This window comes from Litorisediminivivens sp. KMU-197 (assembly GCF_056858395.1).
Map to the genome: position 1 here is coordinate 459,766 of NZ_JBXEQG010000001.1, position 14,215 is coordinate 473,980.

The window sequence follows — 14,215 nt, forward strand, 5'->3', positions numbered from 1 at the left end:
TGCGTTCTGAGCCAGCTTTTAGGTCCGTGGCTGTCTCACTCCTCGGACGATACAGTCGCCGCCATACTTTGCAAGTCTCGCACCAAATACGGCTTTGTGCCCGCCTCCGTGTCAGACCGTTGACGCTTCCGCACCTGCGACTAGAGATGGTTTTCCGCCGTTTTCGCGTGAAGTCGAGCGAGCTTTTTGATGATCGGACAGATCACCGAATACGCGGAAAACCACGAAGCCCAATGATCTGTGTGCGCTCCTTGTGGGAAGCGGCGCCCAATCTTACAGAAATAGGGCTGTGGGTTCGGTCGCCTTCTTTTGCCGGGCCTTGCGCCGACGGCAGTAGGCATTGCTGTCGCGCCCATGAGGGCGGCGCAAAGGCATTTGCCCGCCGATCCGATGTCGGCGGGCACTTTGTGGGTTTGCGGGATCCGGCGGTTGCGGCGGCGGCGCGGTCTACTCCTCGGAACCGGTGAGTTTCTTGCCGCCCTTGTAGGCGAGCTTGCCGGCGCCGACCGCGCCTTTGGCGACGACCTTGGCGGTTCCGGCGGCGAGGCCCACCGTGCTGTCGACCGCTTGGTCGGTCGTGCAGGCCGTCAGCGCGAATGCGGCGGCAAAAAAGGTTGCGATGGCGGTCTTTCTGGAAGCTGTCATTTTCATGTCTCTCTCCTCTCACAGCAAATGGGGGGTGGCGGGGGATTGGACCAGGCTGCGTCGCTCCGCGCGGCGCTCGGCCGTCTCGGCGGCATGCGGCATCCCGGCCCGCGCGACGCCGCGGCCGGCGATCATGCCAAGCTCGGCGCAGATCCGCAGAACGGCGTGGTAATACCGGCGCACCTCCGCCTCGGTCGGCACGCCACCGCCGGCCATCGGGAGCGCGATCGTCCGGTCGATGGCGCCCAGCGGTTCGAGCGCGTCAATCTCGCCGAAGCTGTCATCCAGCGCGTCGAGCCTGATCAGCACGAGGTTGCCGCGCATCCACGGCAGGGTGGGAATGCGCATCAGGCGGTCGAAGACCGTTTCGGCCGTGGCACAGCCGCCGAGCACGGCAATCTGGGGCCCGGCGCTTGCGCCGACCAGGCGATAGCCAAAAACCGTACCGTCGCGCTCGGTGGTAAACACCTCTACGTAATTCGCGTCGGCATGAGGCTCATGCACGATAAGTGTCATGGGGTATCCTCCTCGCTTTGCGGGAAAAAGTGGGGCGGCAGGGCCGCCCCCAAGGTTTCATGAGGGACGTGGAAGGCGTCAGAAGCCGTAGACCAGCGACACGCCGAGCGTGTTGTCGGCGTGCTCGAAGCCCGCGTCGGGATCGCTGTCCCATTCGGTGCGGTACGACACGCGGGTCGACAGGTTGTTGCTGACCTTGAAGTTCACGCCAAGGTCATTGGCCACCAGCGCATCGGCCTCCGAGAACAGCACGTCGGTGTCCATCGACACGGACACGGTGTCGGTCAGCCCGTAGAAGTAGCGCGACGACAAGATGCCTGCGACTTCGGTCGTGTTGTCGCCGTCCTGCTCTTCGACATAGCGCACGCCCGGGCCGGCCTGCACACGCCAGGTCTGGTTCGGCTCGTTGATGACGCGCACGCCGGGTCCGAAGCCCAGGAAACCGTCGATCTTGTTGGAGTCGAACTCGTCGTAGCGGGCCGAGGCCAGGCCGAAGACGTACACGTTCTCGGTGAAATAGCGGTTCACGTCATAGGTGGCGTAGTATTCTTCCTTGTTACGTTCGCCATTGTCCTCGGAGAACTCGGCAGCGAACCCGATGGTGTGGTTCCACGGGCCGTTGCCATAGCGGAAGCGACCGGCGAGATCGAGATCGGCGGTGTCGGTGTTGCCTGAAGTCGCCGAGAAGCCCAGCGCGACGCTGCCGTCCCAGCCTTGTGCATACTGGTTGTTGGTGCGGTCGCGCACATCGGCCTGAGTCAGATCGTCGGAGACGTCTTGCTGGATGTCGTCGATCCGCTCGTCGAGCGCGTCGACGCCGACAAGCGCGCCTTGGGCGACGACCGGCGATGCGGCCAGAAGCGCCAGAACCGAAGCGGCGAGTGCGATACGGTGTTTCATGGGTCTATCCTTTCCCAGAGTGGTGTGATCCGGCCCCGTAGAGGCGGAAGCATTCCTGCTGGGATTGGATTTAGTCGGACCTCATGCTCAAGAAAAATTGCTTTTAATCATGGATAGATTGAGATTTGCTCGTATCAATGGGTTCTCCTTGGTTCCCAAGCACTTCGACGGCCTCCGTGGCGCTGATATCGACCAGCTCGGCGATGACTGCGCTCTGTTCTGCGTCGATCTGTGACTGGATTGCCACAAGCGTGGCCTCGGCCGTGTCGCGAATTTCATCATCGAGGTCTTCGCGCCAGATCGTCCAGACCGGGTAGGGAAACACCGGCGCGTCCGGCACGAGGAACAATTGCCCGGCGTCGAGATACTTCTTGATATAGCGCGCCGGCAAATAGGCCACGGCCCGGCGCGACACGATGTATTCCGCCGCCATCGCCCCAAGGGCCAGGGTCAGGCCGGGGTTGGTCAGGTCCGGCAGCTCCAACGCGTGCGCATGGACGAATTCCGGCCCCCAATCGACAAAGACATAGTGATCGGCGATCTCGTCAAGACTGGCCTGCCACGAGGCCGCCAGCACCAGTTCCTCATCCAGCGCCCGCGAGGCCGCCAGCCCCGGGCGTAGCTGAGGCGCATACATCAGGCCGATCTGGATGGTGCCCTCGACCAGAAACCGGGTCAGCCGGTCGGGCATGCCAAGCTCGGCCCGAATGTTCAGCGTCGGCAGCCGCGCCTGCATCCCGTCGATCCAGCGGAACCCGAGCCGCGGCCAGAGCGAAAACTGCGCGCCGATGCTCAGCGACTTTGTATAGCCCTCGGGCACGCCCACCTGTTGCCGTGCTTCTTCCCAGATCTTGATCAGCGACAGCGCGTAACGTTCGAATTCCCGCCCCGCCGGGGTCAGCTCCGCCCCTGCCTTGGACCGAGTGAACAGGGCCTTGCCCAGTTCGGCCTCCAGCCGCGCCACCCGCAGGCTGACGGCGGATTGCGTCACGAACAGCCGTTCGCTGGCATTGACGAACGAGCCGGTGGCGGCGACTTCGAGAAAGGTCCGGATCAGCGCAATGTCCAACGGGTCCATCCATGAGTTTTTCTGCGATGAACCGAAAGTCTAATTCGCTTTTCTGGCGGTGTCATTTGTTCGTAGGAGATTGAGCAGACACTTTTTCACCCGGCGGCATGCGACCGCATGAGGGCAGTCGGGTGTGATTGGCAATCCTTGAAGGAATGAAACATGGACACCACAACATCGGCGGGGGGTCCGGATCCCGTCAAGCTGCTGGCGGCGCTTGGCGACGCCGGCCAGGATATCCTCCGCAGGTTACAGGAGGCCGACGGCTTGATGTCCCAGGCACAGACCGGCAGCGGGTTCGCGCATCCGTGTCAACGTCAGAAGGTACGGCAACTGAGAGAGGCTGCAAATTCGCTCAGGTCCGCCGCGCTGGCCGATGCGCTCAGACTTCTTGACGGCAGCCCTTTGGCACCGGACATCGCGAACGACCCCGCAGGCTGAAGCGCGGCATCGTTGGAGGTGGGCACAACTGAACGACGCTTACTCGCGAGCCGGTAGAGCCGAAAAGGGGGTGTGGCGTGACTGTTAAGGCCCGATCCGCGCAGATTTCCAACACGCGCACTATACCCGTGAATATCTGACTGTCGCAGTGATTTCAGGGGATAGTGGCGGAGAGACAGGGATTCGAACCCTGGGTGGGCTTGCACCCACAACGGTTTTCGAGACCGCCCCGTTCGACCACTCCGGCACCTCTCCGCGGGGGTCTGGTGGGTGCGTTTAATCGGCTTTTTCGCAGGGTGCAAGCGGCAAAGGGCACTTTTCGGCGCAAATTTCCAGCGCCCCGGATTTGGGCCGAACTGCGGCCTCACCGGGTGCCGCGCCTTGGAAAACCGGGCGGCACAGGATAGTTTCCACCAAAGCGAATTTCCGGAGCCTCACATGTTCAATCGTTGCGCCGCCCTGGCCACTGCCGTGCTGATCGCCACCGTGCCACACGCGCCGGCGCAGATCTCACCGTCGGCCGATCTCTTGCTGGACAGGCTGGGGTTGCCCGAAACCGTCGAAGTGATGCGAAAGGAGGGGCTCAGCTACGGCAACGAACTCGCAGCCGAAATGCTGCCCGGAGGCGGCGGAAACAGTTGGACCGAGGCCGTGGAACGCATCTATGACACCGAGCGGATGGAACAGACCGTTCGCGACGGCTTTGCCGAAGTCTGGGCCGAAGAGACCCGGGCGAAACGTGAGGTTGTGGAGGACTTTTTCGCCTCCAACGCAGGGCAGGAGGTGGTCCGGCTGGAGATCACCGCCCGCGATGCTATGACCGATCCGGATGTCGAAGAGGCCGCACGGGCTGCCTATCGCCGCCGCTCGGGACAGGACGACGAGGACCCGCGGCTGACTGCGATCCGCCGTTTCATCGAGACCAACGACCTGATCGACGCCAACGTCGTGGGCGCGATGAACTCGAGCTATGCCTTCTATGCCGGCCTTGTCGACGGCGGCGCCTTCGAGATGAGTGAAGAGGAGATCCTCGCCGTCGTCTGGGAGAGCGAGGCCGACAACCGGACCGACACCCGCGAATGGCTTTATGCCTACATGATGATGGCCTATCAGCCGCTGGAGGACGAGGCGCTGCGCAACTACGTGGACCTCGCGGCCAGCGCGTCGGGCCAGGCGCTGAACCGGGCGCTGTTTGCGGGCTTTGACAAGATGTACGTCGATATCTCCTACGCGCTGGGGCTTGCGCTTGCACAGCAGATGACGGCACAGGAATTGTGACGCACCGAGGCGGCTTTTTGCCTGCACAGTGGTTGACTTGACCGGCGGATGGATTTATCAGCGCGCAACCCGGCGGGTCTCTCGCCGGGTTTTCAGTTCATGACGCTCCCCTGAGGGGCGCGCTGTTCGAGGCAGGTCGGGGCAGGGGCCCGGGCCGCAACTTCGGGACACCGGGGCCACAGAACGCGGAAAACACGAAGGAAGTACAGGATGTTCGCAGTCCTCAAGACCGGCGGCAAGCAATACAAGGTTTCCTCGGGCGATACGCTCCGGGTCGAGAAACTGGCAGCCGACGCCGGCGAAAAGGTTCAATTCAACGACGTGCTGATGCTGGGCGGTGACAACACCGTCCTGGGCAGCCCGCTCGTCGCAGGTGCTGCCGTGCAGGCTGAAGTGATCGACCAGATCAAGGGTGACAAGGTCATCCACTTCGTCAAGCGCCGCCGGAAGCATTCGTCCAAGCGCACCAAGGGCCACCGTCAGCAGCTGACCCTGATCCGCGTGACCGACATCCTTGCCGAAGGCGCGGACAAGTCGGGCGTGAAGGCGGCCACCGGAGCCGGCTCTGTTGCCGGCACTCCGGCCCCGAAGGCCGAAAAGGCCGCTTCGAAAGCCGAGGCGCCCAAGGCTGACGCGGCAAACGACGACCTGACCAAGATCACCGGTGTGGGTCCCGCGGCCGCCAAGAAACTGAACGAGGCGGGTATCACCAGCTTCGCGCAGCTCGCAGAGGTTGACGCCGGCAGCTTCGATGCCGTCAAGGTCAAGCCCGAGTGGATCGAACAGGCCAAAGATCTGGCCGGCAAGTAAGGAGAGAGACCCATGGCACACAAAAAAGCAGGCGGTTCCTCCCGCAACGGTCGCGACTCGGCCGGACGCCGTCTTGGCGTGAAACTCTACGGTGGTCAGCACGCGATCCCCGGCAACATCATCGTCCGCCAGCGCGGCAACAAGTGGTGGCCGGGTGAAGGCGTGGGCGAGGGCAAGGACCACACGATCTTCGCCACCGTCGAAGGCAACGTGACCTTCCGCAAGGGCTTCAAGGGACGTACCTTTATTTCCGTGCTGCCAGCCACCGAGGCCGCGGAATAAGTCGACCGGACGATTTGCCAATGCAAATTCGGGGATCGGCGCAAGCCGGTCCCCGAAATCGTTCGCGACATCCTGTCGATGCGCCGAGAAGGTGTATCACGGGTTAATCATTTTCTGGTAGAAATATCAGATGTTCGACACGGCAGACGGTTCTTTGGTCTCGCAGATGTCATGGCCGGGAGGGGCAGGGCGTCTTGCAAGCGGATCGTCGCATTGCCATTTCTTTGCCATTCTTCGCGGATACCTTGTCTGGCTTGCGGGGGTGGCATCCCGCGGATCGGTTGCCATTTCGGTGCCGAACGGGCCTTTGGTCCGAAACCGCGACTGCCGTTTATGAGGAGGAACTGCATGACCGCCCAGGAATACGTTGTTGTCCAACCGGTTATCCAGACCGAGCGCGTTGATCTGCGCCCGCTTCGCCGCTCTGACATGGGCTTGATCGAGATGCACGCCTCCGACAAGCGTGTCGCCACGATGACCACGTCGATTCCTCATCCGCTGGCGCCGGGCGTGACCGAAGCCTTCGTGACGCGGGCCATGGCGGCTGACAGGACCGAAGACGTCTGGGCGATGGACGGGACCCGTATGGGCGGACCCGAGCTGATGGGGCTGATCTCGCTGGAGCGTATGGACCGGAACCAGTCGGAAGTGGGCTATTGGGTCGCGCCGGCGTTCTGGAACACCGGACTTGCGTCGGACGCCGTCCGTGCGCTGGTTGAGGCCAATCCGATGGACAACGACACGATGTTTGCCAGCGTCTTTCAGGACAACGCGGCCTCTGCGCGTGTGCTGACCAATTGCGGCTTCGCCTATATCGGCGATGCCGAAAGCTATTCCGTGGCGCGTGCCGCGCAGGTGCCGACCTGGACCTACCTGCGCAAGCTGAGGTAATTCCGGCGGCTGATCCGGCCATCAAGACGTGCCGGTTTCAAAAGAGCAGACACAAGACAGATGCGTCTGAGCCTTGAGGCCCGGACGCATTTTCTCTATCGCGATGCAGACACAGTCAGGGGTCCTGCCATGAAGTTTCTCGATCTTGCCAAGGTGCATATCCGCTCGGGCTCCGGCGGCGGCGGCGCGGTGTCGTTCCGGCGCGAGAAATATATCGAGTTTGGCGGCCCGGATGGCGGTGACGGCGGCAAGGGCGGCTCGGTCATCGTCGAGGCGGTGGAGGGGCTGAACACCCTGATCGATTTCCGCTATCAGCAGCATTTCTTCGCCAAGAACGGCCAGCCCGGTATGGGCAAGCAGCGCACCGGCAAGGATGGCGACGACATCGTGCTGCGCGTTCCAGTGGGCACCGAGGTGCTGGACGAGGACGAGGAGACCTTGATCGCCGAACTGATGGAGGTGGGTGAGCAGGTGGTGCTGGCCAAGGGCGGCAACGGCGGCTTCGGCAACCTGCATTTCAAGACCTCGACCAACCAGGCGCCGCGCCGCGCCAATCCCGGCCAGCCCGGGGTGGAGCGCACCATCTGGCTGCGCCTGAAACTGATCGCTGACGCCGGGCTTCTGGGCCTGCCCAACGCCGGCAAGTCGACGTTCCTCGCGGCCACGTCGAACGCGCGGCCGAAGATCGCCGATTACCCGTTCACCACGCTGCACCCCAACCTCGGGGTGGTGGGTGTCGACGGCGCCGAGTTCGTGGTGGCCGACATTCCCGGCCTGATCGAGGGCGCGCATGAGGGCAGGGGCATCGGCGATCGGTTTCTCGGCCACGTCGAGCGTTGCTCGGTGCTGCTGCACCTGATCGACGGCACCTCGGAGACCATTGCCGAGGATTACCGCACCATCATCACCGAGCTCGAAGCCTATGGGGGGCACCTGGCCGACAAGCCCCGGGTCACCGCGCTCAACAAGATTGACGCGCTTGACGACGAGGAACGCGCCGAGGCGAAGGCCACGCTGGAGGCCGAGGTCGGCGGGCCTGTGCACCTGATGTCGGGCGTGGCGGGCGACGGGGTGACCGAGGTGCTGCGCGCGCTGAGGGCCGAGATCACCGACGATCGGCTGCGGATGAAGGTTGAGGACGAGGACGAGGCGCCGTGGCAACCCTGACGGATGCGCGCCGGGTGGTCGTCAAGATCGGCTCGGCGCTGCTGGTGGACCGCAAGACCGGCGCATTGCGCGCGGATTGGCTGAAAGCGTTGGCCGAAGACGTGGCCTGGCTGAAACAATCGGCCGACGTGATCCTCGTGTCCTCGGGATCCATCGCGCTGGGCCGTGGCGTTCTGGGCCTTGGCATGGGCGATCTGCCGCTCGAACAGTCGCAGGCGGCGGCGGCGGTGGGCCAGATCCAACTGGCACGGGCCTATGAAGAGGCGCTGGCGCCGCACGGGCTGATCACCGCGCAGGTGCTGGTGACGCTGGAGGATTCCACTGACCGGCGCCGCTACCTCAACAGCCGCGCGACGCTGGAAACGCTGGTCTCGCTCGGCGCGGTGCCGATCGTCAACGAGAACGACACCGTGGCCACCGACGAGATCCGTTATGGCGACAACGACCGGATGGCGGCACAGGTGGCCGCCACGGTCGGCGCTGACGTGCTCGTGCTGCTGTCGGACGTGGACGGCTTTTACAGCGCCAACCCGACATTCGACCCCCACGCCCGACGCTACGACGTGATCGACGAGATCACGCCAGAGATCGAAGCGATGGCGGGCGATGCCGGATCGGGCCTGTCCAAGGGCGGCATGAAGACCAAGCTGATGGCCGCGCGCACCGCTACCGTCGCCGGCTGTGCCATGGCGATCACCCATGGCGAGACCTTGCGGCCGCTTAGGGCCCTGAAGGACGGCGCCAACGCCACTTGGTTCACTGCCCATATCGATCCGCAGCAGGCCCGCAAGCGCTGGATCGCGGCGATGAAACCGCGAGGCGAACTTACCCTTGACGACGGCGCGGTGCAGGCCATGCGTCAGGGCCGGAGCCTGCTACCCGCCGGGGTTGCCGGCGTGGCGGGCACCTTCGGGCGCGGCGACCCGGTGGCCATTCTCGCCCCCGACGGTCACAAGCTGGGGCAGGGGCTGGCCCGCTACACCGCCGCCGAAACCCGCACCATTCGCGGCCACCGCTCGGACGAGATCGAGGCGCTGCTGGGCTATCCGGGCCGCGCGGTGCTGATCCACCGGGACGACATGGCGCTTTAGTCCGCGGCTTCTTGTGTCTATAAATATCCCCGCCGGCGGACGAGACCTCCGGCACATTGCCAGCAAAGGCTGATCCGATGAAAGATTTCGCAGACATTCCCGCCCTGATGGATGACATCGGTGCCCGCGCCAAGGCCGCCGCGGCGCAGCTGGCCTATGCCAGTGCCGAGGACAAGCAAGCCGCGCTGGCCGCAGCCGCCGATGCTGTCTGGAATACCCGCGACAGGATCATCGAGGCTAATGCGAAAGACCTCGACTATGGCCGTGACAAGGGGTTGAGCCCGGCGATGATGGACCGGCTCACGCTGGACGAGACCCGTATCGGCGCCATCTGCAAGGGCCTGCGGGCGGTGGCCGACCAGCCCGATCCCGTGGGTGAGGTGATGGCGGAGTGGGACCGGCCCACCGGTCTGCACATCCGTCGGGTGCGCACCCCCTTGGGCGTGGTCGGCGTAATCTACGAAAGTCGGCCCAACGTGACGGCGGATGCCGGCGCGCTCTGCCTGAAGGCCGGCAACGCGGTCATCCTGCGAGGCGGCTCTGAAAGCTTTCATTCCAGCCAGGCGATCCATGCGGCGATGGCCGAGGGGCTGCGCGCCGCCGGGCTGCCCGAGGATGCCATACAACTGGTGCCCACCCGTGACCGGGCTGCGGTGAGCCGGATGCTGACGATGACCGATTTCATCGACGTGATCGTGCCGCGCGGCGGCAAGGGGCTGGTGGGCCTCGTGCAGCGCGAGGCGCGGGTGCCTGTGTTTGCCCATCTCGAGGGCATCGTGCACGTCTATCTGGACAAGGCCGCCGATCCGATCAAGGCGCTCGACGTCGTTCTGAACGCCAAGACCAGGCGCACCGGAATTTGCGGCGCGGCGGAATGCCTGCTGATCCATGAGGACATCGTCGACACCATCGGCCAGGGCGTGGTTCGCGCGCTGCTTGATGCCGGCGTCGAGGTGCGCGCCGACGCGCGCTTGCAGAAGATCGAGGGCACTGTTGCAGCGGCGGAGGACGATTGGGGTCGCGAATACCTGGATTCCATCCTCGCGGCGCGGGTGGTTCCCGATCTGGACGCGGCCATCGCTCATATTCGCGACTACAGCTCCAGCCACACCGAATGCATCATCACCGAGGACGACGCCGCCGCGGCGCGGTTCTTCCAGCGCATCGACAGCGCGATCCTGATGCGCAATGCCTCGACCCAGTTTGCCGACGGCGGCGAATTCGGCATGGGCGCCGAGATCGGCATTGCGACCGGCAAGATGCACGCCCGTGGGCCGGTCGGGGCGGAGCAGCTGACCAGCTTCAAGTATCTGGTCGAGGGCGACGGGACGACCCGCGACTGACGGGGCTATTGGCCTGACGGAGCGACCTATACGGTCAGCACGATCTGGTCTCCGTTGTGTTCCATCACAGTCTTGCGGCCCAACTCGCGCGCGAGGACAGGCAACAGGACAAACTGCACGTAGTTGGCAGGCACCACCGGTTCGACGCTTGCCGGGTCGGCCGCATTGGCAATGAATTCCATCTGGTCCCAATGGCTTGGGTCCGGAGCGATTCGCCCTGCCCGGCCGGTAAGGGTCCAGCAGCCCGGAGTGTATTTCAGACCGATCGCGCCGCCCCGGGGCAAGGCAGCCTCGACACACTGCAAGGCAAGCAGCGCCAATTGCACTTCGCGCCGCGGCAGGTCGCCATCGGGTGTCCAGTCATAGGTCACGCGGCCGGTGACGTTCAGCGTGTTCAGCACCGAAGCGACCTCCTTTCGCGACACCAGGGCGTTGTCCGAGGCAGCGCCAAACGCGATCCGGAAGAAACGAATACGAGCACTGGCGTGTTCGCAGCTTTCGGTGACCAGCGTCAACTCCGGCCCTTCGCCGCCGCCGGCAAGGGCCATCAGCTCAAGCCCATTCGAGATTGCGCCCACCGGGCTGATCAGGTCGTGGCAGATGCGTGAAGCTATCAGCGAGGCAAGCTTTGCCGTATAGGGTGTCATGTCGGGTCTGATCTCCGGGAGGGTCGCGGAATGGAAGATATGAACGCATTGCTGGAGCCGGGCAACCTGGTCCGGCATCCTGACCGTCCGGACTGGGGAGTAGGGCAGGTTCAGTCGAATATCGGCGGCAAGATCACAGTCAACTTTCGGGAAGCGGGCAAGGTTGTCATTGATGGAGGACGGGTCGCGCTGGACCCGGTGTTCGAGTGACAGGCTAGGCAGGGAAGGGTTAACGAGGGTTTAACAGGTCCCGACGTCAGCCGCTTTGCGCAAGCGTTGTCATTGCCTTGCGGGACGCTTATGAACCGCAGCGAAACGTCTGGATCCAGGACCGCCATGTGCATACCGGAGTTCACCGTCCGTCTCGCCGAGACCGAAGACGAGGTCCGTGCAGCTCAGGCGCTGCGCTACCGGGTTTTCGTCGAAGAGCTTGGCGGCGGCGGCGACATGGTCGACCACGCGGCAAAGCTTGAGCAAGACCGGCTGGATCCGTTCTTCGACCATTTATTGCTGTATGACATGGCGCGCAAGACCGATCCGGTGGTCGGCGTCTACCGGGTGATGCGCGACGATCAGGCAAGTGCGGCGGGGGCATTTTACTCCGAGGAGGAATACGACCTATCGGCTTTACGGCGCTCCGGCCGCAGGCTGATGGAACTCGGCCGTTCTTGCCTGCATCGCGACTATCGCGGCGGGGCGGCCATGTTTCACCTTTGGCAGGCGCTCGCGGCCTATGTTGAGCGGCATGGGATCGAGATCCTGTTCGGCGTGGCAAGCTTTCATGGCACCGATGCCTCGCGGTTGGCACAGCCGCTGTCGCTTCTGCATGCCCGCCATCTTGCGCCCGAACCGCTCCGGGTCCGGGCACGCGAGGCGCAGTACCAATGCATGGACCTGTTGCCGCCGGAGAAGATTGACAGAAAACAGGCGATGCTGGAGACGCCGGCGCTGATCAAGGCCTACCTCCGGCTGGGGGGCTGCGTCGGCGAGGGCGCTTGGATCGACCACGCATTCAACACCATTGACGTCTGCCTCGTGATGGATACGGACCGGATGAACCAGAAGCAGCGCCGGCTTTATGCCGCGACGGGAAGTCCCGCGTGACGCCGACCTGGATATCGGACCGGCCGCCGCCGCCCCTGGCACGCCCGGAAGGCCTGCGCGACTGGGCGCGGGTGGCGCGGCGCAGTCTGCCGTTCCTGCTAATCCTGGGCGTCGGTCTGGCGCTGTCGATGCTGGTGCGGCTGGTGGAGTGGCCGGTTTGCGGTCTTCGCAGGCCGGTGTCGCCCTATATCACGGTCTGGGTTTGCCGGGGCGTCCTGCGCATTCTCGGACTGCGGTACCAGCTGCGCGGCCAGCCGATGCGCGAACATGGGGCCTTCGTCGCCAACCACGCGTCGTGGCTGGATATTTTCGTTCTGAACGCCGCGCGCGACGTCTATTTCGTGGCCAAGGCGGAGGTTGCGACCTGGCCAGGAATCGGGCTTCTGGCGCGCGCCACCGGCACGGTGTTCATCGCCCGCGACCGGCGGCAGGCCAAGGCCCAGACCGAGTTGTTCCGTGCGCGGCTGACCGGGCGGCATCACCTGCTGTTCTTTCCGGAGGGTACTTCGACCGACAGCCTGCGGGTGCTGCCCTTCAAGACCACGCTTTTCGGCGCCTTCTTTGACGAGGCCCTGCGGGACGAGATGTACGTGCAGCCGGTGACGCTGATCTATCATCCGCCAGAAGGCGAAGAGCCGCGGTTCTATGGGTGGTGGGGAGACACCGATTTCGGCGAACACCTGTTGGCGATGCTGGTGGCAAAGCGGCACGGCCGGGCCGAGCTGGTGTTTCACACGCCCTTGAAAGTAGCCGATTACGCGGATCGCAAGAGCCTGGCGTGGGCAGCGGAAGAAGCGGTGCGCTCGGCGCATGAAGCGGCGCTGCAGCGCTGAGGTATTCGGAACGCATTGCCGCGTCCCGGGCCTTACCCGGGACCTCCGCCTTATCGGCAGCCATGAGGTCCCGGATCAGGTCCGGGACGCGGGCGGCCACCGGGTCAGAGGGTCATCGCCTCGTAGAAGGTGCGGGCGCGGGCGGCGGGATCGTCGGCGGTCCAGATCTCTTCGCCGATGGCAAAGAAATCGGTGACCGGGGTCAGATCGCGGATCAACGCTTCGTCCAAGGCGCCTTCGGCGACCACCGGCAGCTCGATCATATTCGTCCACCAGTCGAACAGCTCGCGTTCCGCCAAGGCACCGTCGTCCAGCGCGGTTTCACCCACCGGTCCGAAGCAGACGTAATCCGCCCCGGCCTCGCCGCCCGACATGCCGTCATGGCGCGAGGTGCCGGCGTGCAGGCCAACGATCGCGTCCTCTCCCAGGGTCTTGCGGGCGGCGCGAACTCCGTGGACGTCGTTCAGGTGCACCCCGTCGAGCCCGTGGCGCTGCGCCAGAAGCACATGGCGGTCGATCACCATGGCGATGTCGCGCACATGGGTGATCTCTCGGCAGAGGTCGGCGGCGCGGGCGATGCGGTCTTCGTCATGGCTGGCCAGGGCGAGGCGCAGGCAGGCCACCGGAACCGCATCAAGGACGGCCTCCAGGTTATTGCCGAAGCTCGACAATTCGAACGCAGGCGGGGTGATCAAGTAGATCTGGGGATGCTCGGTTTCGGCCATCTGAAAACTCCGCGGACGGGTGAGTCCGCGTGCTATACAAGGGATTGTTCGGAAAGGCTACTTCGGCGGCAGCGTATCAACGAATTGCAGCGCCAACGCCAGCAATCCGGCGCGGCTGGCATCGCGGTCGATATCGTCCTCGTAAAGCTCGATCATGCCGCCCATCTTGCGACCGGTGAAGGCCATGGGCTGCGCGCCCTCCAGCGACAGCGCCCGTTCCTCGTTGTCCTTGCCCACGCGATACATCAGCCCGCGTTTGTGAACGCCGCACAGCATATTGCCGGCCAGCATGAAACACAGGCCGCCGAACATCTTGCGTTCGCTCAATTCATCACTGCGGGGGCCGAGCGCTTCGGCCAGGTCATCGCGCATGAGGGTTTCGAAACCGGGGTCATAGGCCATGTGTCTGCGCCTTCCGCTGCTGTCGGATGCCTCCGGCGGGAGTTTAACCGGCAAGATGAAGCAGGGGAATT

Annotated in this window: 18 protein-coding genes and 1 tRNA gene; 11 read left to right on the top strand and 8 right to left on the bottom strand. The window is 64.3% G+C overall.

Annotation, left to right across the window (positions count from 1 at the left end):
- Nucleotides 1–447: 447 nt before the first annotated feature.
- The 4 genes from AC04PT_RS02215 to AC04PT_RS02230 all read right to left on the bottom strand — a co-directional run bounded on the left by AC04PT_RS02215 (nt 448) and on the right by AC04PT_RS02230 (nt 3,139).
- On the bottom strand, nt 448–651 hold the full coding sequence (locus AC04PT_RS02215; protein WP_482871858.1) for a hypothetical protein: 204 nt from the start codon (nt 649–651) through the stop codon (nt 448–450).
- A gap of 12 nt (nt 652–663) precedes the next feature.
- Nucleotides 664–1,161 (bottom strand): hypothetical protein, encoded by a 498-nt coding sequence (locus AC04PT_RS02220; RefSeq protein ID WP_482871859.1) that lies wholly within the window; start codon nt 1,159–1,161, stop codon nt 664–666.
- Between the two features lie 78 nt (nt 1,162–1,239).
- Nucleotides 1,240–2,061 carry a DUF481 domain-containing protein gene (locus AC04PT_RS02225; RefSeq protein WP_482871860.1) on the bottom strand — a complete coding sequence of 274 codons (822 nt, stop codon included), beginning with the start codon at nt 2,059–2,061 and terminating at the stop codon, nt 1,240–1,242.
- A 103-nt stretch (nt 2,062–2,164) separates the two neighbouring features.
- Entirely contained in the window at nt 2,165–3,139 is a 975-nt protein-coding gene (locus AC04PT_RS02230) for a LysR family transcriptional regulator (protein ID WP_482871861.1), read from the bottom strand.
- A gap of 153 nt (nt 3,140–3,292) precedes the next feature.
- Between AC04PT_RS02230 and AC04PT_RS02235 the strand changes: the two genes are divergently transcribed.
- Nucleotides 3,293–3,571 carry a hypothetical protein gene (locus AC04PT_RS02235; RefSeq protein WP_482871862.1) on the top strand — a complete coding sequence of 93 codons (279 nt, stop codon included), beginning with the start codon at nt 3,293–3,295 and terminating at the stop codon, nt 3,569–3,571.
- Between the two features lie 165 nt (nt 3,572–3,736).
- On the opposite strand, the gene AC04PT_RS02240 is transcribed toward AC04PT_RS02235, so the two are convergent.
- A tRNA-Ser gene (locus tag AC04PT_RS02240) sits at nt 3,737–3,826 on the bottom strand.
- A 183-nt stretch (nt 3,827–4,009) separates the two neighbouring features.
- Here AC04PT_RS02240 and AC04PT_RS02245 point away from each other — a divergent pair.
- From AC04PT_RS02245 to AC04PT_RS02275, 7 genes are all read left to right on the top strand, one after another.
- Complete coding sequence (locus tag AC04PT_RS02245) at nt 4,010–4,849, top strand: DUF2059 domain-containing protein (protein ID WP_482871863.1); 840 nt, start codon at nt 4,010–4,012, stop codon at nt 4,847–4,849.
- Between the two features lie 210 nt (nt 4,850–5,059).
- Nucleotides 5,060–5,659: a 50S ribosomal protein L21 gene (locus AC04PT_RS02250; protein WP_482871864.1), complete on the top strand. Its 600-nt coding sequence runs from the start codon at nt 5,060–5,062 to the stop codon at nt 5,657–5,659.
- 12 nt (nt 5,660–5,671) lie between these two features.
- Nucleotides 5,672–5,941 carry a 50S ribosomal protein L27 gene (gene rpmA / locus AC04PT_RS02255; RefSeq protein ID WP_482871865.1) on the top strand — a complete coding sequence of 90 codons (270 nt, stop codon included), beginning with the start codon at nt 5,672–5,674 and terminating at the stop codon, nt 5,939–5,941.
- Between the two features lie 348 nt (nt 5,942–6,289).
- Nucleotides 6,290–6,832, top strand: a complete 543-nt coding sequence (locus AC04PT_RS02260; RefSeq protein WP_482871866.1) for a GNAT family N-acetyltransferase — start codon at nt 6,290–6,292, stop codon at nt 6,830–6,832.
- Nucleotides 6,833–6,961: 129 nt separating this feature from the next.
- Nucleotides 6,962–7,999, top strand: coding sequence for a GTPase ObgE (gene obgE, locus AC04PT_RS02265; RefSeq protein WP_482871867.1), 1,038 nt, complete (start codon nt 6,962–6,964; stop codon nt 7,997–7,999).
- On the top strand, nt 7,987–9,090 hold the full coding sequence (proB, locus tag AC04PT_RS02270; RefSeq protein ID WP_482871868.1) for a glutamate 5-kinase: 1,104 nt from the start codon (nt 7,987–7,989) through the stop codon (nt 9,088–9,090). Before obgE ends, proB begins: the two co-directional genes overlap by 13 nt.
- Nucleotides 9,091–9,167: 77 nt before the next feature.
- Nucleotides 9,168–10,433 (top strand): glutamate-5-semialdehyde dehydrogenase, encoded by a 1,266-nt coding sequence (locus tag AC04PT_RS02275; protein ID WP_482871869.1) that lies wholly within the window; start codon nt 9,168–9,170, stop codon nt 10,431–10,433.
- A gap of 26 nt (nt 10,434–10,459) precedes the next feature.
- Here the strand turns inward: AC04PT_RS02275 and AC04PT_RS02280 are convergent, their stop codons facing one another.
- Nucleotides 10,460–11,080 (bottom strand): histidine phosphotransferase family protein, encoded by a 621-nt coding sequence (locus AC04PT_RS02280; protein WP_482871870.1) that lies wholly within the window; start codon nt 11,078–11,080, stop codon nt 10,460–10,462.
- 30 nt (nt 11,081–11,110) lie between these two features.
- On the opposite strand from AC04PT_RS02280, the gene AC04PT_RS02285 reads away from it, so the two are divergent.
- The 3 genes from AC04PT_RS02285 (at nt 11,111) to olsA (ending at nt 13,017) form a co-directional block, all read left to right on the top strand.
- Entirely contained in the window at nt 11,111–11,290 is a 180-nt protein-coding gene (locus AC04PT_RS02285) for a DUF3553 domain-containing protein (RefSeq protein WP_482871871.1), read from the top strand.
- Between the two features lie 126 nt (nt 11,291–11,416).
- Nucleotides 11,417–12,184, top strand: coding sequence for an L-ornithine N(alpha)-acyltransferase (gene olsB, locus AC04PT_RS02290; RefSeq protein ID WP_482871872.1), 768 nt, complete (start codon nt 11,417–11,419; stop codon nt 12,182–12,184).
- Nucleotides 12,181–13,017, top strand: a complete 837-nt coding sequence (gene olsA / locus AC04PT_RS02295; protein WP_482871873.1) for a lyso-ornithine lipid O-acyltransferase — start codon at nt 12,181–12,183, stop codon at nt 13,015–13,017. Before olsB ends, olsA begins: the two co-directional genes overlap by 4 nt.
- A gap of 104 nt (nt 13,018–13,121) precedes the next feature.
- On the opposite strand, the gene AC04PT_RS02300 is transcribed toward olsA, so the two are convergent.
- Together AC04PT_RS02300 and AC04PT_RS02305 are read right to left on the bottom strand one after the other, a co-directional pair.
- Nucleotides 13,122–13,742, bottom strand: a complete 621-nt coding sequence (locus tag AC04PT_RS02300; protein ID WP_482871874.1) for a thiamine phosphate synthase — start codon at nt 13,740–13,742, stop codon at nt 13,122–13,124.
- 57 nt (nt 13,743–13,799) lie between these two features.
- On the bottom strand, nt 13,800–14,144 hold the full coding sequence (locus tag AC04PT_RS02305; RefSeq protein ID WP_482871875.1) for a TfoX/Sxy family protein: 345 nt from the start codon (nt 14,142–14,144) through the stop codon (nt 13,800–13,802).
- Nucleotides 14,145–14,215: the final 71 nt, after the last annotated feature.